This window comes from Arthrobacter sp. EpRS71 (assembly GCF_001512285.1).
Lineage (GTDB): Bacteria > Actinomycetota > Actinomycetes > Actinomycetales > Micrococcaceae > Arthrobacter.
Genome location: NZ_LNUV01000006.1, coordinates 73,671 through 96,825 on the forward strand (window position 1 = coordinate 73,671; position 23,155 = coordinate 96,825).

Consider the following 23,155-nt stretch of genomic DNA (forward strand, 5'->3'; position numbering starts at 1 on the left):
ATCAGGCCTCGACGACCTCGACGTTGACAACATCCTCGATCACCGGGTTGGACAGGAGGGTCTCAGCAGCTTCGCGGGCCTGGGCCAGGATAGCGTCGGTCACCTCGCCGTCGACGGTCAGTTCGAAACGCTTGCCCTGGCGGACTGCGCTGAAGCTGTTGAAGCCGAGGCGGGGCAGTGCACCCACGATGGCCTTCCCCTGGGGGTCCAGAATCTCGGGCTTGGGCATGACGTCAACGACGATCCGGGGCATCCGGTAACTCCTGTGCGTGAGTTGGGTGAACCTTAAATAAGGCTGCCGCGGAGGTGCCGTCTCACGCCGTTCAGCCGCCTTCAAACAGCGTCTAGAACACAGGGTTAAACACGGTGGTGAACTGCAATGTTTGAACGGCATGGGGGGCGCTCCGCGAGCTTGCACACCTATTCTACCGGGAGCGGCGCACATACCCTATTCAGCCGGATTGTGCGAGGACACCCCGCCGCGGCGGGGGAAAGCGGACCAGATCAAGGCCCGACGGCGGCACTTTCGCCGGGTGGTTCGCGTCACTAGGATTGCGGCATGGCTGAGAAACCGAAATCGATGGTGCTGGGCGTTGTGGCTGCAGCCGTTTTTGCTGGATTGGGCCGAATGGTCATCCAGAAGATCGTGGCGGACCGGGCCGCTCGGAACAGCCGGGTGACCGCTCCGTTGGACGCTGAAACGCGTGCCAAAATCAGTGACGCGCTGCGCACGCCAAGTAAGTAGGGCCTAACCTTTAGGTAGCCGTTTTCCGGCGGAATTTCGCGGATTAAGGCACATACAAATGCGCTATTAAGAGCGGTTAAATGTGGTGATTCGGGCGTAGTTTGGGAAGTACACGAGGGGCTCAGCCCCAGTACTCTTCAGGATCCACACCAGGAGGAACAATGACCGAACACGTTGCCGAAGTATCCGCCTGCAGCGTTGGCACGTGCGGATTTAACCACAACGGTTGCACCGCATTCGGAATCACCATCGGTGGCAGCCAGGACCACGCTTCCTGCGCCACGTTCATTGACACCAATGCCATGGGTGGCCTTCCCAAGGTCCTCGCCCACGTTGGTGCCTGCCAGCGCTCCGAGTGCGTCCACAACAACAACCTCATGTGCGAGGCACATGACGTCAAGGTGGGTCCCGGCCGCGAAGCTGCAGACTGCCTGACGTACGAGCACTCCTGACGGATTCGCGAGAAGCGGGCCTGCCCTCCTTGGAGGACGGGCCCGCTTTTTCGCGTGGGGTTACTTTTTCTTGGCCGAGGTGTTCTTGGGCGGCGTGGACTTGGCTTCCTTGGGGCTGTCCGCGTCCTTGAGTTCCTGCTCGGCGGTGGCTTGGATCAATGCCAGTAACTCCGGATCCAACCCGGGCGCGAATTCTTCCTTGCGTTCCGGAGAGATGGTGATGGGAAAACCGTCGGGCATCTGCTGGGTGCTGAGTTCCGTCCCATCATTGGAGGGCGAGGCCCCGCGGTAAAGCTTGCCTGCTTCACTCAGGTTGTCTGCGCTGAAGGTGTACTGGATGCTCTGCAGGCCCTTGTCCAGGAGCTTCTTCACCTCGGGGAACTGCTCGGCGTTGGTTTTGGGAATGGGGAGGACTTTGCCCCAGTTCACCCCCAGACTCTCCAAGGCCTTGGCATAAGCATTCTCGTGCGCCTGATCACGGACAATGAGGTACGCGATGGTGGAACGCGCGGTCTTGTTGTCCGTCATTTCGTAGATGCGGCACTTTTGCAGCCTGCCCGTTGATTCCAACATCAGGTTGTAGAGCAGGTCCAGGACCAGGTTGCCGCTGTTGTAGACGTACGAACCACTCCAGGGGTTACCGGCGGCATCCACAGGCAAGGCGCCTTGGGCGCCCACCAGGTAATGGTGGATGTTGCTGGTGTCCAGTGCGATTTTCAGGGGAGTAGCTCCCCCTGCTCCCGGCTGGTCCACAGGATCGGACTTCTTGCCTTGATAGCGGGGTGAACCGTCAAGGAGCTGGGAAATGGTGGTTCCGATGAGCTCCACATGGCTGATCTCTTCAGTGCCGATGCCTTGCAGCAGGTCCTTGTACGGTTTCGAGGCAGCGTCACCCCGGAAATTCATGCTCTGGAAAAGGTATTGCATCATGGTGCGCATCTCGCCGAACTGGCCGCCCAGGCCTTCCTGGAGGGCATTGGCGGCTGCTGGGTCCGGCTCGTCGGCGGCGATTTCATTGATGAGAAGCTGGGTGTGCAGGTACATACGTTTCCTCACGTTGTCTCATGCTCTGCGTGGGATGGAAACCCTCTGCTGGCCACCCCGGACCCACCTACCATAAGCATGCTTACTATTCGGGGGCAATGAAATTCTGTGAGGAACTGGATCCCGTGCGGAAAGGGGGTGGATCTAGCCGGCCACCTGGTTGGTGAGCGGCTTGCCGTCCTTGAGTGCGGTGACGTTCTCCGTGACCAGGCGCGCAGAGCCTTTGGGGCGGTTGCCGGCAACGTGGGGTGTGATGATCAGGTTGGGGGCGGCCCACAGCTTCGAGTCGGCCGGCAGGGGTTCAACTTTGGTGACGTCCAACGCTGCCGCGCGCAGGCGTCCCTCCTGCAGGGCGGTAAGCAGGGCGTCTTCGTCAACCGTGGCGCCGCGGCCCACGTTGACGAAGATGGCCGACGCCGGGAGGCTGCGGAGGACGTCCTCGTTCAGCGAGTCGGTGGTTTCCGGGGTGGCGGGCAGTATGGAGATCAGAACGTCCGTGGTTCCAAGGACGTCAGGCAGCTCGTTGGTTGAGACCACCGGGAAGCCGTAACGCTCACCTGAAGAATTGGCGACGCCGGTGACCGTCGCGCCCAGCGCTGCCAGCAGCGGAGCGAGCCGCCCCGCGATGGAGCCGAAGCCCCAAATGGTGACCTTGGCGCCGTCGAGCGTGTAGAGCTGTTCGGTGGTGGGGCTGGACTGTTCGGCGTTGTAGGGCTGGTTCCACGTGGCAGCCCTCTGGGACTCCTGCAGAACATCCAGGCGGCGCACGGCCGCCAAAACCAATGCCAGTGCGTGTTCGGCCACGGGACCGTCGTGGAGCGAACGGCCGGAGGTGATGGCCACGCCATTCGCAAAGCCGGCAGAGAGTACTGAGTCGGGGCCCGCCGCCAGCGTCTGCACCAGCTTGAGATTCGGCATGGAGCGGGCGGCGTCGGTCAGGTTGTCGGACGTGTTCCGCCAGACAACCAGGACCTCGGCGTCGCGGTGTTCTGCGGGGATCGGCCGGTCCACCTTATAGACGAAGGCCTGGTCCTCAAGGGTGGGGAGGTCCAGTTCGATGGTGTCCGGGACGAGGATTTTCACGGCAACTCCAGTGCTCAAGGGTGTGTGGTTTCGAGTTTGAGGCTACCGCTTCGCCCATCCACCAGGCCCTCTCCAGCTTCATCTCTGGCAATGTGACGCTGAACACCTTAGGGTATGAGAACGTCCCTAGGTTGTAGGACGTTCGACGTAGCACGTAGCACCCACTCGAAAGGACCCTCGATTTGAGATCTTCATCCTTGGCGCGAACAGCAGCCGCCGGCGCCCTCAGCGCGGCCCTCTTGGCCGGGCTCGGTCTTCCGGCCACGGCCGCCCCGATTCCGCCCAACAACCCCACCGCAGCCCCAGGCACGTTCACCGAAGCCAACCTCGCCGCGGATCGCACGGCAGCCAGCTTCTTCTACCGGATTCCCGCCCTGACCTACGTGGGCAACAATGTGGTCCTCGCCGCTTGGGACGGACGTCCGGGTTCAGCGGCGGATGCTCCCAACCCCAACTCGATCGTGCAGCGTCGCAGCACCGATGGCGGCCGGACGTGGGGGCCCGTCACGGTCATTGCAGCCGGACACGTTGGCGATGCCAGCGGCCCCAAGTATGGGTACAGCGACCCCTCCTACATTTACGATGCCGAGGCCGGCAAGGTTTTCGCCTTCTTCGTCTATTCCAAGGACCAGGGCTTCGGCGGCAGCCAGTTCGGCAACAACGACGCCGACCGCACAGTGATTTCCTCCGCCGTCATCGAGTCCTCGGATGGAGGCGCCACCTGGAGCCAGCCGCGTCTCATCACCAATGTCACCAAGCCCGGAACCAGCAAGACCAGCCCCGTAGCCGGCGATGTCCGGTCCAACTTCGCGTCCTCCGGAGAAGGCATCCAGCTCAAGTACGGGCAGTACAAAGGCCGCCTGATCCAGCAGTACGCCGGGGACATCCGGCAGGCGGGCGGCACCAACAAGATCCAGGCCTACAGCGTCTACTCCGACGACCACGGCGCCACCTGGCACAAGGGAGCCAACGTTGGGGACCGCATGGACGAGAACAAGACTGTTGAACTCTCCGATGGACGCGTGCTCCTGAACTCCCGGGACAACGCCAACCAGGGCTACCGCAAGGTTGCGATTTCCACGGACGGCGGCGCTACGTACGGCCCGGTCACCCAGGACACCGAGCTCCCGGATCCGGCCAACAACGGTGCCGTCGCACGCATGTTCCCCAACGCGGCGCAAGGCTCAGCTGATGCCAAGAAACTGATTTTCACCAACGCCAACTCCAAGACCGGCCGCGAAAACGTCTCGGCCCGCGTCTCCTGCGACGACGGCGCCACCTGGCCCGGCGTCCGCACCATCCGTTCCGGCTTCTCCGCGTACTCCACGGTGACCCGCCTGGAAGAGGGAAAATTCGGCGTCCTCTACGAGGGCAACTACATGGACAACATGCCGTTCGCAAAGTTCGATGACGCCTGGCTGAACTACGCCTGCGCCCCGCTGTCCGTCCCGGCCGTCACCACTGCGCCCGGTGCCACGCAGCAGGTGCCCGTCACCGTCACCAACCAGGAAGCCGGCACCCTGTCCGGCGCAACTGCCACCGTCTACACGCCCTCCGGTTGGTCGGCCACCACGGTGCCGGTTCCCGACGTCGCACCCGGCGCCTCGGCCACCGTCAACGTGGCGTTGACGGCACCGGCCAACGCCAGCGGACCGCAAAACCTGAATGCGGCGTTCACCACCGCGGATGGCCGGGTTTCGCAGTTCACCTTCACCGCCACCGTGCCCGTGGCTCCGCAGGTGGGCCTGACCATCACGGGAACGGCCCCGGCCCGCGACGTCGTGGCCAGCCCCTACCAAGCAGGCGAGGTGCTCAGCTACTCGCTCAACGTCAAGAGCACCGCCAACGTCACGGCCAACGCGGTTCCGGTTTCCGGCAGCTTTGACTCCGGGTTCCTTCCGCCGTCGGCCCCCAACTGCCGGTACAACAACCTGGCCGCAGGTGCGAATTACACCTGCACCACGGCCAAGCACGTGATCACGGCGGCAGACATTGAGCGCGGCTACTTTGTGCCAGAGGCAAGCTTCAGCATCACGGCCAGCACGACGCCGTCACTCACCACAACGGTCCCGTTCACCGGCGCTGCGGTGGCGCTGCGTGACGGACTGCCGGCGGCGGAGATCAGCGGGGCGCGTGCCGACGTCGGGCGTGATCTGGCCACCCAGCCATACGCCGCCGGTGACCTGGTCCCGTATACCTTCACCGTGAAGAACACGAGCCCCCTGGTAGAAAAGATTGTCCCGACTGCCGGCAACTTCAGCCCCTTCCTTCCGGAAGGACCGGGCAACTGCCGCTACAGCGTGCTCCCGTCCGGCCAGAGCTACCAGTGCACCACGCCCCGGCACACTGTGACCGCGGAAGAAGTTGCGCAGGGTTTCTTCGTTCCAACCAGCACCTGGGAAGTCAGTGCAGCGGGCCAAACCACCAAAACCATCACCGTGAATGGCGACCCGGTGGAGCTGAGGGCCAAGCCGTCCTCAGAACCGGCCGTGATGCGCCAAAATCTGGGGACACCGCCCTTTGACTTAGGCACCGAGGACAAGTACCGCGCGGGCCAGGAAGTGGTCCTGAAAGGCCTCGGCCACGGTCAGTGGTACTACGTGTACCTGAACAAAACGGGGTACCGCTTCGGCTGGAACTTTCCAGGCATGGATAACACGGTGAAGTTCGTCCTTCCGGCGGAGGTGAAGAACGGCCGTGACGACGTGGTGGTGCTGGATCAGGCCGGTGCCCAAGTGTCCTTCGATCGGCTTCAGGTGACGCCCAAGGGGTGAAGAATGACCGGTGCTGTGACAAGACAAATTTCCTGAAATGTGCTCTATGTCATATTCGTCTCTCACTAGGTACTCTGTGACTCGGCTGGTTGCGCGGCTTTGACAAGAACTGTCAAAGGTTCAACCAACTAAAAGTTGACAGGACCGGGCCATAGCGCCCGGTCCTCCCTCAGTGAAAGGTGCAACCACTCGTGAAATCACAAGGAAAGAGCTTCGTCAGAAGCGGGGGGCTTCGGAAGGCTGCGGCGCTCGCCGTCGGACTGCCGTTGCTGCTCTCTTCGATGGCGATGCCGGCCCAGGCCGCTCCCGCCCCGGAGACGCCCGGGAATGTTGCAGGCGTGGCCAAGAAGAACCTTGACCCCAGCGCATACAAGGACGGCCGCTACATGGTGGTCCTTGCCGAGAAGCCTGCGGCTACTTACGACGGCGGGACGGCGGGACTCGCGCCCACCAAGCCGGAGGAGGGCAAAAAGCTCGACGGCGACAGCACCGAGGTGAAGGAATACCAGCAGCACCTCCAGCAGAAGCAGCAGGAAGTCGCCAAGCAGGAAAACGTCACGATCAAACGTGATTTCACCACTGCAGTCAACGGCTTCAGTGCCAACCTGACAGCAGACCAAGCCATTAACCTGGCCAAGGACCCCAAGGTCCTCATGGTGGCGCCGGACACCCAGTACGCCCCGGACTACTCAACCACCGATTTCCTCAAGCTCAGCGGCCCCAACGGTACCTGGGCCACGCAGTACGGTGGGCAGGACAACGCCGGCAAGGGCACCGTTGTTGGCGTGATCGACACCGGCTACACCCCCTCCAACCCGTTCTTTGCCGGCGAGCCCGTCGGTCCGCTGGTGGGCAACCCCCAAGTAGGCGTTCCCTACCGAACCGCTGACGGCAAGATCGCCATGCTGAAGGCCGATGGCGATACGTTCATCGGAGAATGCCAGGCCGGTACTGATACGGGCGCTGACTACGACGGCAGTGCCTGTAACTCCAAAGTCCTCAGCACCCACTACTTTGCCGACGCCTTCCTGGAAACAGTCCCACCGGAAAACCGTGCCTCGGAAGAAGTCATCTCTCCCGTTGACGTGGACAGCCACGGAACCCACACGGCCAGCACAGCGGCGGGCAACGCCAACGTTGACGCCGTAGTGGACGGCCGCAGCTTCGGAACCACCAGCGGCATTGCACCCGCCGCCAAGCTCTCCGTGTACAAGGTCTGCTGGGAAGACACCGATCCCGCCACGGGTGGCTGCTACGGCTCAGCTTCCGTGGACGCCGTTGAGCAGGCCATCTTGGACGGCGTTGACGTCCTGAACTACTCCATCTCAGGCTCCACCACGTCCACCACGGATCCCGTATCCCTGGCGTTCCTCTCGGCAGCTTCCGCAGGCATCTTCGTGGCAACCTCAGCCGGAAACTCCGGACCGACCGCCAGCACCGTGAACCACGGAGCTCCGTGGCTGACCACGGTTGCCGCTACCTCGTTCTCGCAGGAACTCCAAGGCACTGTTGAGTTCTCCGATGGCAGCAAATTCCGCGGAGCGTCCATCATGAACCGCGAGGTTCGCGGGGCCGGCGTCGTGCTCTCCACCAACGCTGCAAGCGGTGAAGGCAACGCGGCACTCTGTGCCCCCGGGTCCCTGGATCCGGCCAAGGTTGCCGGCAAGGTTGTGGTCTGTGACCGCGGCGTTGTTGACCGTACCGCCAAGAGCGCCGAAGTCCTGCGTGGCGGTGGCGTGGGCATGATCCTGGTGAACCTGACGGACTCTTCGCTGGACACGGACAAGCACGTCATTCCCACTGTCCACGTGAACCCGCCCGCAACGCAGACCATCAAGGACAAAGTCACGGCCAACCCGGCCATCACTGTGTCCCTGCTGAACCGCGACACCACGGGCTTGCCCGCTGAAGCGCAGCCGCAGATCGCTGGATTCTCCTCCCGCGGACCGCTGCTCGCTACCGACTCGGATCTGTTGAAGCCCGACGTATCCGCTCCCGGTGTCGCCATCCTCGCAGGTGTTTCGCCGATCGGAACAGGCGGAGACAACTTCGGTTTCCTCTCCGGAACGTCCATGGCCTCACCGCACGTGGCCGGCTTCGGCGCGCTGATCCTGGGCAAGAACCCGCAGTGGTCCCCGGCTACCGTGAAGTCAGCCATGATGACCACCGCGGGCCCGGTCAAGCTGGCCAACGGCGCAGTGAACAAGGACGTCTTCGCAACCGGCGCAGGCCAGGTTGATCCCGGCAAGGTTCTTTCACCCGGCCTGGTGTACGACAACAGCACCGAGGACTACCTGAAGTTCGTCCAAGGCACCGGCATGGACCTTGGCATTGAAGGCCTGGGCACCACAGCGCCGCGCGACATGAACGTTCCCTCCTTCGCGCTGGGCAACCTGGCCGGCAAGATCGAGGTCACGCGCACGGTCACCGCACTGACCCCGGGCCTCTACCGTGCCTCGGTCAACGTCCCGGGCGTGAACGTCAAGGTCACCCCGTCCGTCCTGAACTTCGGGGCAGCCGGTGAGAAGAAGACGTTCAAGGTGCAGTTCGAGAACAACAACGCAGCCCTGGGCAAGTTCGCCATGGGTTCGCTGAGCTGGCAGGGTGCCAACAAGACAGTCACCTCGCCCATCGCCGTCCGGCCGCAGTCCGTCATTGCGGACAAGGCCCTGGCATTCACGGGAACGGGACCCAACGGCTCCGGCACCATCAGCATCACCTCCGGCACCAACCTGCCGGTAGGCGTCACAGTTGATGGGCTCTCCAAGGCTGATTCCTCGGCAGTGGAGTTGGTCCCGGGTCCCTTCGCCGGTGAAACCAATGCGTCCAACTTCGTCAAGAAGGTCACTGTGGGGCAGGGCAGCGCGCTGGCCAAGTTCTCGGTCATCTCGTCCAACGAGGCTGCGGACTTTGACATGCTGGTCCTCACCCCGTCCGGTCAGCAGTTGCCGGCCGCCACGGCATCGGCCAGCGAAACACTGTCCGTGCCCAACCCGGCAGCAGGCGATTACTACATTTACGCCAACCTCTACGCCAGCCCCAACAACCAGCCCACCAAGGCAACCGTTGATGCAGCCGTCTTGGGTGCCAACCAGGGCAACGCAACAGTGACACCGAATCCCATCCGTCTGGCCAACGGCAAGACGGGGCAGATCACGCTGAACTGGAAGAACCTGGAGCCGGGCTCCTACATTGGCCGGCTCACCTTCGCCGGAACCAGTGAACCGAGCTTCGTCACCGTCCTGGTGAACCCGGGCGGAGCCGTTGTGGTTCCGGATGAGGAAGACCCCAAGAAGGACAAGAAGGACAAGAAGAACCACGGCAAGATCCGTGGCGACGAGCCGACACAGAGCAACAACGCCGGCTAAGGCTTTCTTGATGTAGTGACGGCAGTGGCCGGTGGGGATTCCCGCCGGCCACTGCTGTTTGTTGTGCCCAGTTGCTTCTCTGCGTAGTTGTTCTAGTTGTTATGGGAAGAGATGGTGCTGGACGGTTCAGAACCCGGCGGAGCATTCACGCCGGCTGCCACAGGCGGCCGGGCCTTGCTGGGCCCAAGGACAAAGAGCCCGAAGATCAGAGTCGCGAGACCGATCATCAACCACGCCGCCGTGTAACCTACCGAAGCCGCCATTTCCCCGAAAACCCAGGGCAGAATGAACCCGCTGACTGCCGTCACGGTCAGCAGAAGACCTACAGCTGTCCCGATGAGCTCGGGAGGCACCTCCGGATCGTCACCCGGAGCGGTTTGCCACACTGCAAAGCACCCGTTGAAGCCAAACCCTATGAGCGCCGCCGACAACCACAGCATTTCCGGGTTCACAGCTGGCAGCATCAGGATCCCTATCCCCTGAATCGCCAGGAAGAGAAGGAACGTGATCCGTGAGCTCAGCAGCCGGTCGGCGAGTAATCCGGCAATGATGCTGCCGGGAATGCCGGCGAGGCCAACCAGGAGTCCGGCCAAGGCCACCACGCCCACGGAGAATCCGCGTTCTTCTGCAGCGTAGACTCCGATCAACTGGGAGGCGACAAAATATGCACCGTAGCCGCCAAAGAACGCCATGCTCTGACGCCACAGCCTCCGGTTGCGGAGTACGGCCGCAATGCTGCGCCCGCTAAGCGTGGTGCCTTGCAACGCCGGAACTCCCTGGGGTATCCGGTACACCACCAGCACCAGAATCGCGCATGCCATGGCAACCAGCCCGGCCATAATGAGGGATCCTCTCCAACCCATTGACTGCTCAACCGGCCCCCAGGCGTACAAGCCGACGGCGACACCGGCGCTGAAGGCGGCAGAGACAACACCCAAAGCTGCAGCGTGTTCGCGACCGCGGAACCAAACGCTGACGGCCGCAATCCCAATGCCGGCATACACGGATGCGGCAAGCCCGGCCAATATCCGCAAGGAGAGCAGCATGGGGTAACCGTCAACGATCCCGGCCAAGGTTGTGAAGAGGCCCTCCAAGAGCAGGCCTCCCACCAGGGCCGCGCGGATGCCATACTTCGCAGCTATGAAGCCGGCGGGGAGGTGCATGATTCCGTAGCCTATGACGAAGCCGGAAATCAGCAAGGCAAGCTGGGGCAGGTCGGCATCGTAGTCAGCGGAAATGCCGGCGAACGTGGTTGGCATGACGAACCAGTTGAAGGTCATGGCCACGAACCCTGTGGCTATGACGCCCAGCATGACCCATCGTGTGGAAGTGTTCTGCTGGAGTTCACTGTTCATGTCGGGAACCGGCGCTTAACTGAAGAACGTCTTGATGGCGGCGGCGACTGATTCCGGGTTCTCCAGCGTGGGGAAGTGGGTCTTTCCCGGGATGTGGATGGGCGTGAACCAAGGGTTCCCGGCCGCGAAGTCCTCTTGGAACCTTCGGTAGCCGGGGTCCAGCGGTTGGGAATAGATGTGAGCCACCTCGAGGTTTCCGGGGACCGCTTTCATCCGTTCCAGTGGGTTTTCCCATTGTGCATAGCTCTTGCGGATCTCCCGGCAGGCCCGCATCCACATATTTTCGCCGAACCAGGTCATCTCCCGCTGAACGTGGTCGATCACGTCAACGGAATCCGTGCCTTCGGTCCACTCATCGAACATGCTCTGCCGGGCTTGGGTGACAGTATCGGGAGAGGCTCCCTGCTCGATCTGTTGGTGAAAACCTTCGAACGGCTGGAGCAACCAGTCGATGACCACGGCTTGGCCGTAACCCCGGGCGCCCAGTCGCTCCTGCACTCCGATGTTGACCCAACAACCGTGGGAAGTGGACGCGATCCTGACGTCTTCAAGACCAAGTTGGCCGATGAATTCCACGGTGTCCTGGATGAGGTCCTCCGCCGTGAAATCGTCAGGAGACCCTGCACTGCCGTCGTGGCCACGGAAGTTCAAACGCAGCACACGGAAGTGGTCACTCAGGTGAGGTTCCAGAAGCCGGAACAACCGGTGGTCCTGTGCCCAGCCGTGGATCAGGAGGAGCGGGGGAGCCGAAGGATCGCCCGACTCGACGTATTCGAGGGTGGTGTTGTTGATGGACGTGGATTTGAGCTGCACGATGACCTCACTCTGGAGCGCCGGAAAGATGGGGGGATATTGATTCAATGTGACGAGCGTCACCGGAAGCTTATGGTTGGGTGCTCCGTCAAGTCAATAGCCTGCTATGTAAATAATCTGGGGTCTATCAATTACATACCTAGCTATGTAATACTTCTCGGCGTGAGCGAGCTCACATCCACTGAAGCACCGATCGAGGAGTTCCAATGAGCGTTTCCCAGGGTCATGTTGAGATTGCCGGTGGCGGCATCGGGGGTTTGACGGCGGCGGCTGCCTTGGCGCGGCGCGGCTGGAAGGTCCGCCTCCACGAAGCCAATCAATCGATCCGGGCTTTGGGCGCGGGGATATACCTGTGGGACAACGGCCTGGCTGCACTCCGCGCGCTTGGAGTAGAGGATATGGCCACCGAAGGCGCCCATTACGGACCGAGCATTCAGAGCCGGGATGGTTACGGAGCCTTGATAGGGGAGATGCCCGTCAATACCGACGGATCCGTTCGGGTTCTTACTGTGTTGCGGGAAAGACTGATCGGAGCCCTGCATCATGCAGCCGTTGAGTCGGGCGTCGAAATTGTCACGGGTTCGGTGGCAGTGGCGGCGGAACCGGAGGGCTCTCTCAGATTCGCCGACGGCAGTTCACAAACGGCTGATCTCGTCATTGCCGCCGATGGTGTGGGTTCGCAAGTGCGTGAGAGCCTGGGACTTTTGCGTCGTCGTCAGGCCTTGGGCCAACGGTGCGCACGGCTCCTCATGCCACGTGCTGTGGGCGATGTTCCCACCGAGATCGAAGACAGTTACGTCGAGTACATGTCAGGCCAACGGTTCCTTCTTTACACGCCCAGCAGCTCAGGGGATCTCTATGTGGCCCTCGTCTGCGCAGCGTCAGATCTGAGGGCGATGGGTGGTCACCTTCCGAAGGACGAATGGGTCCGGTCCTTCCCTGCCTTGGAATCACTCATCCGTAGATTGGGACCAGTTCCCCGTTGGGATGACTTTGAGTGGGTAGAGCTGTCAAAGTGGTCCGCCGGGCGGGTTGCCGTCATCGGAGATGCGGCCCATGCGCAGCCACCCTATCTGGGCCAAGGCGGCGGCTGCGCCATGATGTCGGCACTTGGCTTGGCGCATGCGGTGTCCCAACCCGGAGGTTCCCTTGAAGGGGCGCTTGCGCTGTGGGAAGCCACGGAGCGGCCGGTGATCGAGCACACCCAGAGGTTCTCGGTGCGGGTGAGCGAGCTGAATAGCGTCCCTGACGAGGCGCGTCGGGAGATCCTCAAAGTTTCCGCAGCCTTGCCGCGGATCGGCCGGTCCCGGGCCCGTGCGGCGTCGACGGTTCCCACAGGTCTGAAGCTGCCGGTGGAAGTGGGCTAACGGTTCAAAGGCTGGCCGTCCACGTCCCGCTATTTAGTCGAGATCTGCGCATCGACAATCTGGACGAAGTCCTGCAGGACGGCAACAACCTGGCGGCGCGTTTCCGGCGGGAACTGAAGAAGCGAATCTTTCTGGAAGTCCCGAAGAATACGCCTTTTCCCCTCCCACAATTCAGCGCCACGGGTTGTGAGTTCCACCAGTGTTACCCGGTCATCATGGTCCGAAGGTCTGCGGGAAACTATGCCGCGCTCTTCGAGGGAATTCAGCATTCGAGTCACGGTTGGCTGCGCGATTCCGGCTTGCCTCGCGATCTCGCCCACAGGAAGGGCGCCACGCTGGGCGACGGAATCCAGGACAGCTACCTGGGACTCAGTGAGCGTCTCGCCTTCACCCAACAAACCTACCCGGCTGCGTCCCCGACGCAGCACCCGGTACACGTCATTGCAGGCGCGGATCCAGTCATCAAGCAGTTCGGGAGGGACATCGTGGCTGCTCATAATGTGAGGTCCTCTGAGAATTGATTTCTGAAACCCAGACTAGCCGCGTCCCCCTCCTCCAACAAATCAATAGAGAGGCTGAATTAGCATGCATTCTTCACGTCATCAGTACGGTCCATCCGAGCACCAAGTGGTCAGTTTTCTTCACCCCCGCGAAGGTGAGGCAATCCAGGGGACGGCGGTGCTGGTGCATGGCGGGTATTGGCGGGAGGCCTTCACTGCCGATCTTATGCTGCCGCTTGCGACAGACCTGATGATGCGCGGCTGGGCGGTTGCCAATGTGGAGTACCGGCGGGTGGGCCAAGCCCCAACACCCTCGGCCATGGTCAGCGACGTTACAACCGCGGTGCAATCTGCTCTTGAGTGGAGTGCCGAATCAGGGCGGCCGGGGAAAGTGATAGGAGTTGGCCACTCGGTGGGCGCGCAACTCGGGATGCTCAGCGTGGGCCTTCTGGATGCGTTCGTGGCACTGGCGCCGGTCACCGATCTGCCCCGGACTCACAGGGAAAACCTCGGGGAAGGTGCGGTGAAGGGGTTCATTGGTGACCACACCGAAGACCTGCCCACCCTGTTGGAAAGGTACTCGCCTCTCCACCAGCTGCCTTTTAAGAAGCCCCTGCTCCTTGTCCACGGCTCAGACGACCAGCGGGTGCCTGTTGACCACTCTGTGGAATATTGCACCAAAGCCGGAAGTCTCGGAGACGAAGTGGACTTCTGGCACCTGCCTCATCTGGACCATCTGCAGGCCATCAACCCCGAGGGCGCACATTGGCCGCCAGTGATCGAATGGATGCAAGCCCGCCTGGGATGACGCTAGGGGGCGGGTCCCTACACGGCCCCGGATGCGCCCCCAATATTGCCCAGCAGCGAGGCCATCGCCTTCCAGCGTGCGATCTCGCAGCCATCAGTCCTGCTGAACTGGCTGTGAACTTTCCGCCCCCTGAACCATCCCTTGACCACAGCTACCTGCGGGCCGCCATACTGCTGCGTGCAGATCCGGTCCGGGCGGGGCTCCGGGAAGAAGACTTCCTCGCCGAACTGCTCGACGGCGGCCATCGCCGACTGCGCGTCCGGCAAGTTTGAATCCACCGTGTCAGGGTCAGGCGACAGGATGCCCGCGGACGAACGGAGATGGAACACCCGGCTTTCAGCGCCAGGTTCCTCCGTCAGCGTGACCGTCAGGTCGATGTCGTACTCGCTCTTGGCTGTGTCGCTGTTGCCTGCGTCGCTGTTCTCTGCGGAAACCATGGTGACCTTTCGCTGGTGGCGTTGGGGTGCTCAGGCAGCCAAGCCGCTCAACTCGTCCAAGAGCGGCCCTACTGCCTGGAGCACACGGGCCCGCAGCTCTTGGGATTCGGCCGCGAAAGCCCGCTGGTATTCAACGTACTCGGACTTGCCCTGCGGTGTCTCAATCCTGATGGGCGGGTAGCCCCATTCTTTAAGATCGTAGGGTGATGCTTGCATGTCCATGGCCCGGATCCGCCACGACAGCTCGAAGGCGTCCATCACCAACTCGCTCGGCAGTGCCGGTGTGAGTTTGTAGGCCCATTTATAGAGGTCCATGTTGGCGTGCAGGCACCCCGGTTGTTCCATGGTGCGCTGATTCTCGCGGGTGGGCGTGAGCTCATTCAGCGGGGTAGCGTCCGGTGTGTAGAAGCGGAAAGCATCAAAGTGCGAGCACCGGATGCGGTTCTCGTCAACCACGGTGTCCGTGCCGTCACCGCCGAGCCTCAGTTTCAGGTATTCATGGCGCAGCTCAAATTTTTCCTGCCGGTACACCATGGCCCACTCGTGCAGCCCAAAGCACCCGAATTGGGCAGGCCGCTTGGCGGTGCCGGCGAGGATGATTCCGGCAAAGCGCACGGCCTCGGCGCGGTCGGCCAGAAAGCCGACCCGGTCAAAGGTGACCGCGGGCGTTCCAGGAGGCAGCCCCACAAAGGCGAGTTCGCCGTCGTCGAGCGTTCGGTAGAACTTCCACCCGACGCGTTCCAAAGCCCGTTCGCCGCTGAGGACCACACCGTGTCCGGGATGCCAACGCTGCAACTGGCCGGGCTTCTGCGTGTAATACGTGAAGAGGAAGTCCTCCACGGGGTGCTTCTTACCGGCCGAGCGCCGGGCCAGATACGGATCTGCATACTGCGCGACGCGCGCGTGGTGGGCTGCCTCCAGCCCGAGCCATTGCTCCTGGGGGAGGTGCCGCAGCTTAGAGGCCGCCATCTGATCCGAGGACGCTCTTCGCGGCGTCCCACAAGGCGATCTGGCAGCCGTCCGTGCGGTTGAAGGACGCGCTGACTTCCTCGCCGTCCACCGAACCGGTCACCTTGGCCGTGGCCGGGCCGCCGTACTGCATGGTGCAGGCCTGGTCCGTCCGGGTGGGGGCCGGGCTCAGGAGGGTGGGGCTGTTCTTGAGGGCGCTGCACGCTTCCGCAGCGGACGGGTGCTTGCTTTCGGCCGCGGGCGTGCCGCCTGCGCAGACGAGGGTGAAGGTCTGGGGTGAGGCTTCGGCAGTCTCAAGGAGCGTGATGGAAAGCTCGGCATTGCCCGCGCCGGTGGCTGCGGACGTGCCGGGCGCCGCTGATGTGCCGGGGCTGCTGCTTGATGGGGCGGACGACGACGGCGCCTGGGATGCGCTGTCCGTGGAACCTGGGGTGGGGGAGCCTGAGCATGCGGCGAGGCCGGCGACGGCCAGTACTGCCAGTAAGGGCCGAACAAATCGCAAGTGCATGGAATCTCCTAGGTTGCGTTCATTTTACGTGGCACGTGTGGTGCCTGTTTCCCTGTTCGCTTCAAGAACACCACCGGGGCGGAGTGTTTGGCTAGGGCCACGCGGGTTTGCTAGAGGGAGGTGTGCCGCTGGGTGGCGGCGATCAGCCCGGTCATGGCTTGGTGGAGTTCAGCCACTTCCTCGCGGCTGAGCTGCAGGTGGTCACGGATCTCGCCTGGAACAGCTGTTGCCTGTTCGCGGAGGGCAGCACCTTTCTCCGTCAGCTTGACCGCCAATGCCCGTTCGTTGCCGGGGACGCGCTCGCGGGTAACGAGCTCGGCTTCCTCGAGGCGACGCAGCAGCGGAGAGAGGGTGGCCGGCTCGTGGAGAAGGCTGTCGCTGATGTCCTTCAACGTCCGGGGGCTTCGTTCCCAGAGGGCCAGCATCACCAAATATTGGGGGTGGGTGAGCCCGAGCCGCTCCAGCACTGGCTTGTACACGCCCACAACGCTGCGCGAGGCCACGGTCAGGGCGAAGCACAGTTGGCGTTCCAAGAGGAGGTCGTCGGTCTCCTGGGGGGATTCATCAATGGCTGTCATGGCTGCCTCCTGTGCTTGCTGCCAGATCTATTAGCGCACACTCATCAATTAGTTAGTGCACTAATGATTAGCGTACTATGGACTCATTGAACCGCCTAAAAGAGGAGTCGATCCGCGTGGCCAAGGAGTCCTACACACGGAAATTCATGCGCGCCACTGGGAAGTTCAGGGTCATTTTCGGCCCCGCGCACAGCAGCTCCCTCGACCATGAGATGACCGAGGCAAACCGGAAGCTACTCGCCCAGCGCCAGGCTGAAACGCAGCAATGGGAAACCCTCCGCCGTCCCGATGGCAGCACCTATGTGGTGCCCCGGAATCCGGATGACAAGTCCCTTCGGTAGGTAGCCCTTTTTCCCTCCTTGCGGGCGTAAAATTACCTCACTGAACGGCGCGCACCAGCCCTGCCGCTTTTCTCTCTCCGGTAAGGAAGGAGGTGGAAAACATGGGACGCAGAATGGAAGGCTTCGTCCATGTGACCGAGCGGCTGCAGTCTGTTTTTGGACCGGCAACCCACGGCGATACGGACAGCCCGGTGGTGCACAGGCATGATGATTTCGAGACCGCTTCCGAGGCGGACCTGAAGAACTTCGACGTCGAGACCGACTCTCAGGGCCATCACTACGCAGTCCGGAACAATGATCCCGGACCGACCTCAACCGACTACAGCCTCTGAGAAGGCTTGACATGCCGAAGGGCCGGACCGCGAACTCCGGCCCTTCCTTGCGTGCTCACCGGCTCGCCACCTTGACCCTGGTCAGTTCACCGTGCAACTGTTGAGCAACTAGTCAGCATGCTTATTATGTGAGTGGCATAGAAGTGCTGGCGTATAAAGGGGCCATCCATGAGTTTCCACGACGACGCAGCAAAGGTCCCGGGGAGTGCCGCCCGCCCGGAGCCGGGTACTTCCGCGCAGCAGAATGCGATTCCCCCGGAGCCTGGACGCCACAGGCCAACCCGTACCGCCGCTTTGTGGGTGGCCGTAGCCGTTGGTTTGGTGGTCCTGGTGGTGTTGATCGCTTTCTTCGTCCAAAACCAGGACATGATCACGGTCCGGTTCTTTGGGCTGGAAGGGACCCTCGCGCTGGGCACCACACTCTTCATCGCGGCAGTGGGCGGAGGAGTGCTGGTCGCCCTCGCAGGTGGGGCAAGAATCCTTCAGCTCAGGCTCTCGGACCATCGCCGCAAGAAGGCCGTTGGCGGGCCGGGAGGCGGCTACCAGCCTTAATTGCGGAAGGACCGGAGCGCGTGCTCCGGTCCTTCCGCAATTTAATCCCGACGGCGGCACTCCCTGACGATGTTCATTCCGCCGGGGTGGTGGGTCGTCTTAGCCTTCGCAGTCAGTGCAGTAGGCCACGCCATCTTTTTCGCGGGCAATCTGCGAACGGTGGCGGACCAGGAAGCAGGAGTGACAAGTGAACTCGTCGTTTGCCTGCGGGATGACCTGGATGACCAGTTCTTCAGCGACGATTTCGCCGCCGGGGCCGTTGGCGTCGAGGCCATCGGTTTCGTCCAGTTCAAGCACGACACTCTTGGCCGTGGGAGCGCTGGCGGACTGGAGAGCCTGGAGGGACTGCTCCTGGTTCTCTTTTACATCGGTACGGAGTTCGTCGTAATCGGCTGCCACTTTTTAATGCCTCTTCGTGTTAGGGGGTTACCGGGTATGCAACGTACAGCATGCCACGAAAATTCCATACCATACCCCAGTTCAACAGCTTGTGGCGAAAACCACGTGGGTGACGGGCAAAAAAACCCGCCACCCAGCGTCATTTTGCCTCTGTATTACCGAAGTTCAATGTCCAGCTCTTGGAAGTCGTCGGCCGCGTGGCGACCAACCAACAACCGGAACATGCTCTGCTCAAACTGCCAGCCGGCGTCGTAATGTGCAAACGCCTTGGCCGGGATGGTTATTTCCACACTCTCCGTTCCATTGGGGGCGAGGTGTGTTCCGGCGTAGCCGGCGAGCCAGCGCACAGGCCTCTCCACGGTGGATTCAGGGCGTTCCAGATAAACCTGGACTACTTCCCGTCCCGTACGGGTACCGGTGTTCTTGACGGGGACGTGGACCACAACATCGTTCCCGGCGGTCACCACCTGCGGTGCGTGCGCCGCGCTGAGCTCGAACGTGGTGTATCCGAGGCCGAAACCGAAGGGGAGGGCCGGAGCCGCGCCGCCTTCGGCTTCCTGCTTCAGCCATGCCCGGTATCCAACGTGGATTCCCTCCGAGTAGACCACCTTGCCGTCCACGGGTGTGGTGCTCAGGACGGGGACGTCCTCCAGCGCGGCGGGCCAGGTGGTGGGGAGGCGCCCGCCGGGTTCGTCAGTGCCCAGCAGGATGCCGGCAATGGCGTTGCCAAATTCCTGGCCGCCGAACCAGCCCAACAGGACCGCGTCCACGGTGTCCAGCCACGGCATGAGGACCGGCGATCCGGAGTTCACCACCACAACAGTGCGCGGGTTGGCCGCGGCCACGGCTTCCACCAACTGGTTTTGGTGGCCGGGAAGGTCCAGGTCCCTGCGATCGAAGCCCTCGGATTCGATGGCCGCGCTGGTGCCCACCACCACCACGGCGACGTCGGAGGTACGGGCAGCTTCCACGGCGGCATCGATCTCGGCCTGCGGATCCTCCACCACGGTCTCCTCACCCAAGAGAATGGCCGTGAACGGGATGATTTGTTCCTTCGGAAGCTGGTACTCGGCCTCGATCCGGACGGTCTGACCAGCGGTGGTTTCGATGGCGTGGACAGTCTTGGGCGGATCGAACAGGGCGGCGCCCAAAACTTCTGTATCGTCCTCAAGCTCGCTGTTGAACACTTCAGTGCCGTCCAGGACAAAGCGGATCCGGCCCACGGTGCCGACGCCCAGGTGGTGAACGCCTGCTGTTTCGGCTGTCCAGTCCGCTTCCATACGGATGGAGGCCGCGCCGTCGGGAATTCCAATACCGAACCAAATCAGGTGCGATGCCAAGCGGTCTTCACCGGAGATCTCCGTGCCGTCTTCCGCCAGGAACGTCACGCGGATTCCGGGGACGTTGGAGACCGGGTTGTGCAGCGAGGTGCGGGGGAACGGCTGGATGCCCTCGGCAACCTTGGCGCCGCGCGCGTAGGTGACCTTGACGTCGTCGGGCAGTGCGTTCCTCAGGCCCTCCAACGGCGAGACCGTGTACTTGGGCATCACGGTGGCGCTTCCGCCGCCCTGCGTGCGGGCCTCATCAGCGTTGTGGCCGATCACAGCAATGCTGCTGAGCGCCTTGGCGTCCAGCGGCAGGAGGCCCTTGTTGCGGACCAGTACGGCGCCGCGGACGGCTACTTCACGCGCGACGGCGGCACCGTCAAGCTGCGCGGGGAGGCGGGTCACAGCAGGTTCGAAGCCTTCGAGTGAACCGACGCGGGCTGCCAGGCGCAGGATGCGGGTGACCTTTTCCAGGATCGCCTCGCGGCTGACACGGCCATCGCTGACGGCAGCAAGGAGCTTGGGACCCCAGTGGCCCACCGGGCCGGGCATTTCCAGGTCTTGGTGGGCGTTGGCGGCGTCGATGGAGCGAACACCGGTCCAGTCGGACACTACAACGCCGTCGAAGCCCCACTCGGTGGACAGCGGCGTTTCCAGCAGCTTGTTTTCGCTTGCGGTGGTGCCGTTGATGGAGTTGTAGGAGCTCATCACCAGCCAGGCGCGGGCCTCGGTGATGGCGTCCTCGAAGGCTGCGAGGTAGAGCTCGCGGAGAGGGCGTTCGTCCACCACAGAGTCCGCGGTGAAGCGTTCGGTCTCGGCCTCGTTGGCGAGGTAGTGCTTGGGAGTAGCACCCACGCCCATGGACTGAACGCCGGCAACGTACCCGGCGGCCATGGTGGCGGTGAGCCGTGGATCCTCGCTCATGCACTCGAAGTGGCGGCCACCCAGCGGTGAGCGGTGCAGGTTGATGGTGGGGCCCAGGACGGCGTGGACGCCTTTGCGGCGGGCTTCCTGGCCCAGGACCTGGCCGTAGCGGCGGGCCGTTTCCACGCTCCACGTCGCGGACAAAGCCGACGACGACGGCAAGGAGACGGAGTCGTGGCGCTCATCGAAGTCTTCGCCGCGAACGCCCGCCGGACCGTCGGACATGACCACGCGGGACAGGCCGATCTCCGGGATGGCATGCGTGGACCAGACATCAGCGCCGGTCAGCAGCTGGACTTGCTGCTCGAGGGTCAGGCTCCGGGCGAGTTCACGGATCTTCGCTTCGGCGTCCGGGGATCCGGCCTGCGGCGCCGTGACGGCGGTTGCGAGCGTGGGATTCATTTACTTGACTCCTTTGATACGTGTGACGAGGAGGGCGCCGATGATGCCGACTACCGCACCTCCGAGGAACAAGGCGGGGTAGCCGCCGAAGGCGATGACGGGGAACGCGATAGCAGGCACCAGGGATTGGGGGAGGGCCTGGGCGATGTTGAAGACACCGAAGGTCTTGGCATTCTCTGACTGATCGCTGGGCAGCAGGTCGGTAATGAGCGCTACATCCACGGCGCTGAAGACGCCCAGGCCCAAGCCCAGGATTCCTTGGCCCACCAGCACCTGGCCGGTGTTGGTGCTGGTGGCGATGACCACCAGGCCGCCCATCATGATGAGGGCAGAGATGATGACCATGCTCTTGCGCTTGCCAAGACGGTCACTGATCCAGCCCCCGGCAAGGCTGGTGATGACGGTGCCGGCAGAGCTCACCAGGGTTGCTTGGAACACCAGGCTGGTGACCTGCGTTTCGGCGACGCGGAGGTGGTCCGTGAAGAAGTACGGCAGGTACAGGAGGCCGGCGCAGTAGCCCACATAGACCAGGAACTTGGTGACCCAAGCCCACCCCAGGCCGGGGTAATCCTTGGGGTTGAAGTAGAAGGAACCGAGGACTTCCTTGATGTTCAGCGGTGCCGGTTTCTCCGTGAGGACGCGGTCCTTGAACGTGAAGGCGAACGCTATGGCTATGGTGGTGCCTACAATCCCCGGCACAACGGCCATCTGCAAAGCGGTCTGGAACATTTGCGCGAAGAAAGCCGCTGCCACGAGGCCAATGGGCAACGTCATGCCGATGAGTCCGGAAAGGCGCCCGCGCTCCGTTGGACCCGCTTGGTCCGGGAGGGTGGCGACGAGGGCGGCCAGGGCTGCGTTGAAGCCCAGCTGTGCTACAACCCAGGCTGCGAGGACGGTGCCGACATCCGTGGCCGAACCCAGCATGAAGAGAGCTGCAAGGCCGATGAGGGAGCCGCCCACGATCCATGGTTTGCGCATCCCGAAGCGGGACGTGGTTCGGTCGCTGAGACGGCCAAAGAACGGGTTGGCGAGCAAGGCGACAGCCGCTCCCACGCCCGCCACGAGGCTGAGCGCTCCGGCGCGTGTATCCGGTGTGGTGATCTCCGAGACCTTGATGGCGAGGACTACCAACGCGGGGGCAAGAACAGCCATCCAGAGGCCGGCACTCGCAATGGGCATGCCTATGACGTAGGCGCGGGAAGCGGCTTTGGGCGGGGTGCTTCCAAGCCCCGGGCTGACGGTTTCCGCGCCTGCCACCTGCTGACTGAGATTGAGGGCCACATTGCCTCCTGATGAACGGTGACCCACCGTTGGGTCTTGAAGAAAGACTCTAGCGACAAAAATCTAGTGTGACTAGGTTTTTAGGAAAAAAGTCGAGTGATCCTCGATTTTCGAACGGTGAAATAGACTGAACGGATGTCTACGTCGAGGGCCCGGGGCCAGTACGCCAAGGGGGCAGAACGCCGCGAACAAATCATCCAGACGGCAACCGACGTCTTCGCCACCGAAGGGTTTGAGGGAACCGCGCTCAAGCGCGTCGCCGAGTTGGTGGGCGTCAAGGAAGCCACCCTGTTTCACTACTTCAAGGGCAAGCAGGAACTGTTGACTGCGGTCCTGGCGGAACGGGATCGTCGCTCGCTGGCCGTCGGTGGTGAAACGGAGGTGGGGTTGAGCCTCATGCCGGGCATTGCTGAGCGGAACCGCAACGAACCAGGGCTGACTACGCTGTACGCGGTGGCATCCTCAACGGCCAACCACCCCGGACACGCCTCCCACGCCTACTTCAAGGACCGCTACGAGACCGTGGTGCGGGACATCGCCGTCGACATTGAGCGGCGACAAAAGGCCGGCGAGGTACGCACCGACGTCGACGCCGTGATGCTGGCCAGGCTGACTGTAGCCGCCTTCGATGGCCTGCAACTGCAGTGGCTCTATGACAAGAACGTGGACATGGCTGACGGGCTGACGCAGTTGGTGGATGTCCTCCTGGCGCCCCCCTCACCCAACTAGGTAGCAGATCAGGCCGTTCTGAGCGCTCAGAACGGCCTGATCTGCTACCTACTTGGGGCGTTGCCCGTG

At 62.7% G+C, this 23,155-nt stretch carries 23 protein-coding genes; 10 read left to right on the plus strand and 13 right to left on the minus strand.

Going from position 1 to position 23,155, the window contains the following annotated elements; all coding sequences use genetic code 11:
* Position 1 precedes the first annotated feature (1 nt).
* Positions 2-253 carry a phosphoribosylformylglycinamidine synthase subunit PurS gene (gene purS, locus AR689_RS10475; RefSeq protein WP_011773385.1) on the minus strand — a complete coding sequence of 84 codons (252 nt, stop codon included), beginning with the start codon at positions 251-253 and terminating at the stop codon, positions 2-4.
* A 306-nt stretch (positions 254-559) separates the two neighbouring features.
* Between purS and AR689_RS10480 the strand changes: the two genes are divergently transcribed.
* Positions 560-745, plus strand: a complete 186-nt coding sequence (locus tag AR689_RS10480) for a hypothetical protein (RefSeq protein ID WP_062069928.1) — start codon at positions 560-562, stop codon at positions 743-745.
* 161 nt (positions 746-906) lie between these two features.
* Positions 907-1,197 carry a DUF1540 domain-containing protein gene (locus AR689_RS10485; protein WP_062069930.1) on the plus strand — a complete coding sequence of 97 codons (291 nt, stop codon included), beginning with the start codon at positions 907-909 and terminating at the stop codon, positions 1,195-1,197.
* 60 nt (positions 1,198-1,257) lie between these two features.
* Here AR689_RS10485 and AR689_RS10490 read toward each other — a convergent pair whose 3' ends face one another.
* Entirely contained in the window at positions 1,258-2,241 is a 984-nt protein-coding gene (locus tag AR689_RS10490; RefSeq protein WP_062069932.1) for a manganese catalase family protein, read from the minus strand.
* Between the two features lie 144 nt (positions 2,242-2,385).
* Entirely contained in the window at positions 2,386-3,324 is a 939-nt protein-coding gene (locus tag AR689_RS10495) for a phosphoglycerate dehydrogenase (protein ID WP_062069934.1), read from the minus strand.
* A 182-nt stretch (positions 3,325-3,506) separates the two neighbouring features.
* Between AR689_RS10495 and AR689_RS10500 the strand changes: the two genes are divergently transcribed.
* A complete protein-coding gene (locus tag AR689_RS10500; protein ID WP_156424570.1) occupies positions 3,507-6,098 on the plus strand; it encodes an exo-alpha-sialidase in 2,592 nt (863 codons plus the stop codon).
* Positions 6,099-6,289: 191 nt separating this feature from the next.
* Positions 6,290-9,466 (plus strand): S8 family serine peptidase, encoded by a 3,177-nt coding sequence (locus tag AR689_RS10505; protein WP_502686014.1) that lies wholly within the window; start codon positions 6,290-6,292, stop codon positions 9,464-9,466.
* Positions 9,467-9,558: 92 nt separating this feature from the next.
* Here AR689_RS10505 and AR689_RS10510 read toward each other — a convergent pair whose 3' ends face one another.
* The gene (locus AR689_RS10510) at positions 9,559-10,821 is read right to left on the minus strand and encodes an MFS transporter (RefSeq protein ID WP_062069938.1); all 1,263 of its coding nucleotides are present in this window, start codon (positions 10,819-10,821) and stop codon (positions 9,559-9,561) included.
* Positions 10,822-10,836: 15 nt separating this feature from the next.
* Positions 10,837-11,634: an alpha/beta hydrolase gene (locus tag AR689_RS10515; RefSeq protein WP_062073745.1), complete on the minus strand. Its 798-nt coding sequence runs from the start codon at positions 11,632-11,634 to the stop codon at positions 10,837-10,839.
* A 206-nt stretch (positions 11,635-11,840) separates the two neighbouring features.
* Between AR689_RS10515 and AR689_RS10520 the strand changes: the two genes are divergently transcribed.
* The gene (locus AR689_RS10520; RefSeq protein ID WP_062069940.1) at positions 11,841-13,001 is read left to right on the plus strand and encodes an FAD-dependent oxidoreductase; all 1,161 of its coding nucleotides are present in this window, start codon (positions 11,841-11,843) and stop codon (positions 12,999-13,001) included.
* Positions 13,002-13,030: 29 nt separating this feature from the next.
* Here AR689_RS10520 and AR689_RS10525 read toward each other — a convergent pair whose 3' ends face one another.
* The gene (locus AR689_RS10525; RefSeq protein ID WP_062069942.1) at positions 13,031-13,498 is read right to left on the minus strand and encodes a MarR family winged helix-turn-helix transcriptional regulator; all 468 of its coding nucleotides are present in this window, start codon (positions 13,496-13,498) and stop codon (positions 13,031-13,033) included.
* Between the two features lie 88 nt (positions 13,499-13,586).
* On the opposite strand from AR689_RS10525, the gene AR689_RS10530 reads away from it, so the two are divergent.
* Complete coding sequence (locus tag AR689_RS10530) at positions 13,587-14,309, plus strand: alpha/beta hydrolase family protein (RefSeq protein WP_082697898.1); 723 nt, start codon at positions 13,587-13,589, stop codon at positions 14,307-14,309.
* A 17-nt stretch (positions 14,310-14,326) separates the two neighbouring features.
* Here the strand turns inward: AR689_RS10530 and AR689_RS10535 are convergent, their stop codons facing one another.
* The 4 genes from AR689_RS10535 to AR689_RS10550 all read right to left on the minus strand — a co-directional run bounded on the left by AR689_RS10535 (position 14,327) and on the right by AR689_RS10550 (position 16,801).
* Positions 14,327-14,746 (minus strand): hypothetical protein, encoded by a 420-nt coding sequence (locus AR689_RS10535; RefSeq protein WP_062069946.1) that lies wholly within the window; start codon positions 14,744-14,746, stop codon positions 14,327-14,329.
* Between the two features lie 30 nt (positions 14,747-14,776).
* Positions 14,777-15,715, minus strand: coding sequence for a hypothetical protein (locus tag AR689_RS10540; RefSeq protein WP_062069947.1), 939 nt, complete (start codon positions 15,713-15,715; stop codon positions 14,777-14,779).
* Positions 15,702-16,223, minus strand: coding sequence for an SSI family serine proteinase inhibitor (locus AR689_RS10545; protein WP_062069949.1), 522 nt, complete (start codon positions 16,221-16,223; stop codon positions 15,702-15,704). Before AR689_RS10545 ends, AR689_RS10540 begins: the two co-directional genes overlap by 14 nt.
* 110 nt (positions 16,224-16,333) lie before the next feature.
* Positions 16,334-16,801, minus strand: coding sequence for a MarR family winged helix-turn-helix transcriptional regulator (locus AR689_RS10550; protein ID WP_062069951.1), 468 nt, complete (start codon positions 16,799-16,801; stop codon positions 16,334-16,336).
* Between the two features lie 116 nt (positions 16,802-16,917).
* On the opposite strand from AR689_RS10550, the gene AR689_RS10555 reads away from it, so the two are divergent.
* From AR689_RS10555 to AR689_RS10565, 3 genes are all read left to right on the plus strand, one after another.
* Positions 16,918-17,142 (plus strand): hypothetical protein, encoded by a 225-nt coding sequence (locus AR689_RS10555; RefSeq protein ID WP_024819442.1) that lies wholly within the window; start codon positions 16,918-16,920, stop codon positions 17,140-17,142.
* A gap of 101 nt (positions 17,143-17,243) precedes the next feature.
* Positions 17,244-17,474: a hypothetical protein gene (locus tag AR689_RS10560; protein ID WP_062073746.1), complete on the plus strand. Its 231-nt coding sequence runs from the start codon at positions 17,244-17,246 to the stop codon at positions 17,472-17,474.
* Between the two features lie 168 nt (positions 17,475-17,642).
* Positions 17,643-18,026: a LapA family protein gene (locus tag AR689_RS10565; protein ID WP_062069953.1), complete on the plus strand. Its 384-nt coding sequence runs from the start codon at positions 17,643-17,645 to the stop codon at positions 18,024-18,026.
* Between the two features lie 99 nt (positions 18,027-18,125).
* Here the strand turns inward: AR689_RS10565 and AR689_RS10570 are convergent, their stop codons facing one another.
* From AR689_RS10570 to AR689_RS10580, 3 genes are all read right to left on the minus strand, one after another.
* Entirely contained in the window at positions 18,126-18,425 is a 300-nt protein-coding gene (locus AR689_RS10570; protein WP_011773410.1) for a DUF4193 domain-containing protein, read from the minus strand.
* Positions 18,426-18,580: 155 nt separating this feature from the next.
* Positions 18,581-21,076, minus strand: a complete 2,496-nt coding sequence (locus AR689_RS10575; protein WP_062069955.1) for a beta-glucosidase family protein — start codon at positions 21,074-21,076, stop codon at positions 18,581-18,583.
* Positions 21,077-22,357, minus strand: a complete 1,281-nt coding sequence (locus AR689_RS10580) for an MFS transporter (RefSeq protein WP_062069957.1) — start codon at positions 22,355-22,357, stop codon at positions 21,077-21,079.
* A gap of 135 nt (positions 22,358-22,492) precedes the next feature.
* Between AR689_RS10580 and AR689_RS10585 the strand changes: the two genes are divergently transcribed.
* Positions 22,493-23,086 carry a TetR/AcrR family transcriptional regulator gene (locus AR689_RS10585; RefSeq protein ID WP_062069959.1) on the plus strand — a complete coding sequence of 198 codons (594 nt, stop codon included), beginning with the start codon at positions 22,493-22,495 and terminating at the stop codon, positions 23,084-23,086.
* Positions 23,087-23,155: the final 69 nt, after the last annotated feature.

Excerpts from the sequence above, each read along its gene's own strand:
- purS (WP_011773385.1), bottom strand. The coding sequence starts at position 253 with ATGCCCCGGATCGTCGTTGACGTCATGCCCAAGCCCGAGATTCTGGAC.
- AR689_RS10480 (WP_062069928.1), top strand. The coding sequence starts at position 560 with ATGGCTGAGAAACCGAAATCGATGGTGCTGGGCGTTGTGGCTGCAGCC.
- AR689_RS10485 (WP_062069930.1), top strand. The coding sequence starts at position 907 with ATGACCGAACACGTTGCCGAAGTATCCGCCTGCAGCGTTGGCACGTGC.
- AR689_RS10490 (WP_062069932.1), bottom strand. The coding sequence starts at position 2,241 with ATGTACCTGCACACCCAGCTTCTCATCAATGAAATCGCCGCCGACGAG.
- AR689_RS10510 (WP_062069938.1), bottom strand. The coding sequence starts at position 10,821 with ATGAACAGTGAACTCCAGCAGAACACTTCCACACGATGGGTCATGCTG.
- AR689_RS10520 (WP_062069940.1), top strand. The coding sequence starts at position 11,841 with ATGAGCGTTTCCCAGGGTCATGTTGAGATTGCCGGTGGCGGCATCGGG.
- AR689_RS10525 (WP_062069942.1), bottom strand. The coding sequence starts at position 13,498 with ATGAGCAGCCACGATGTCCCTCCCGAACTGCTTGATGACTGGATCCGC.
- AR689_RS10530 (WP_082697898.1), top strand. The coding sequence starts at position 13,587 with ATGCATTCTTCACGTCATCAGTACGGTCCATCCGAGCACCAAGTGGTC.
- AR689_RS10535 (WP_062069946.1), bottom strand. The coding sequence starts at position 14,746 with ATGGTTTCCGCAGAGAACAGCGACGCAGGCAACAGCGACACAGCCAAG.
- AR689_RS10540 (WP_062069947.1), bottom strand. The coding sequence starts at position 15,715 with ATGGCGGCCTCTAAGCTGCGGCACCTCCCCCAGGAGCAATGGCTCGGG.
- AR689_RS10545 (WP_062069949.1), bottom strand. The coding sequence starts at position 16,223 with ATGCACTTGCGATTTGTTCGGCCCTTACTGGCAGTACTGGCCGTCGCC.
- AR689_RS10550 (WP_062069951.1), bottom strand. The coding sequence starts at position 16,801 with ATGACAGCCATTGATGAATCCCCCCAGGAGACCGACGACCTCCTCTTG.
- AR689_RS10560 (WP_062073746.1), top strand. The coding sequence starts at position 17,244 with ATGGGACGCAGAATGGAAGGCTTCGTCCATGTGACCGAGCGGCTGCAG.
- AR689_RS10565 (WP_062069953.1), top strand. The coding sequence starts at position 17,643 with ATGAGTTTCCACGACGACGCAGCAAAGGTCCCGGGGAGTGCCGCCCGC.
- AR689_RS10575 (WP_062069955.1), bottom strand. The coding sequence starts at position 21,076 with ATGAATCCCACGCTCGCAACCGCCGTCACGGCGCCGCAGGCCGGATCC.
- AR689_RS10585 (WP_062069959.1), top strand. The coding sequence starts at position 22,493 with ATGTCTACGTCGAGGGCCCGGGGCCAGTACGCCAAGGGGGCAGAACGC.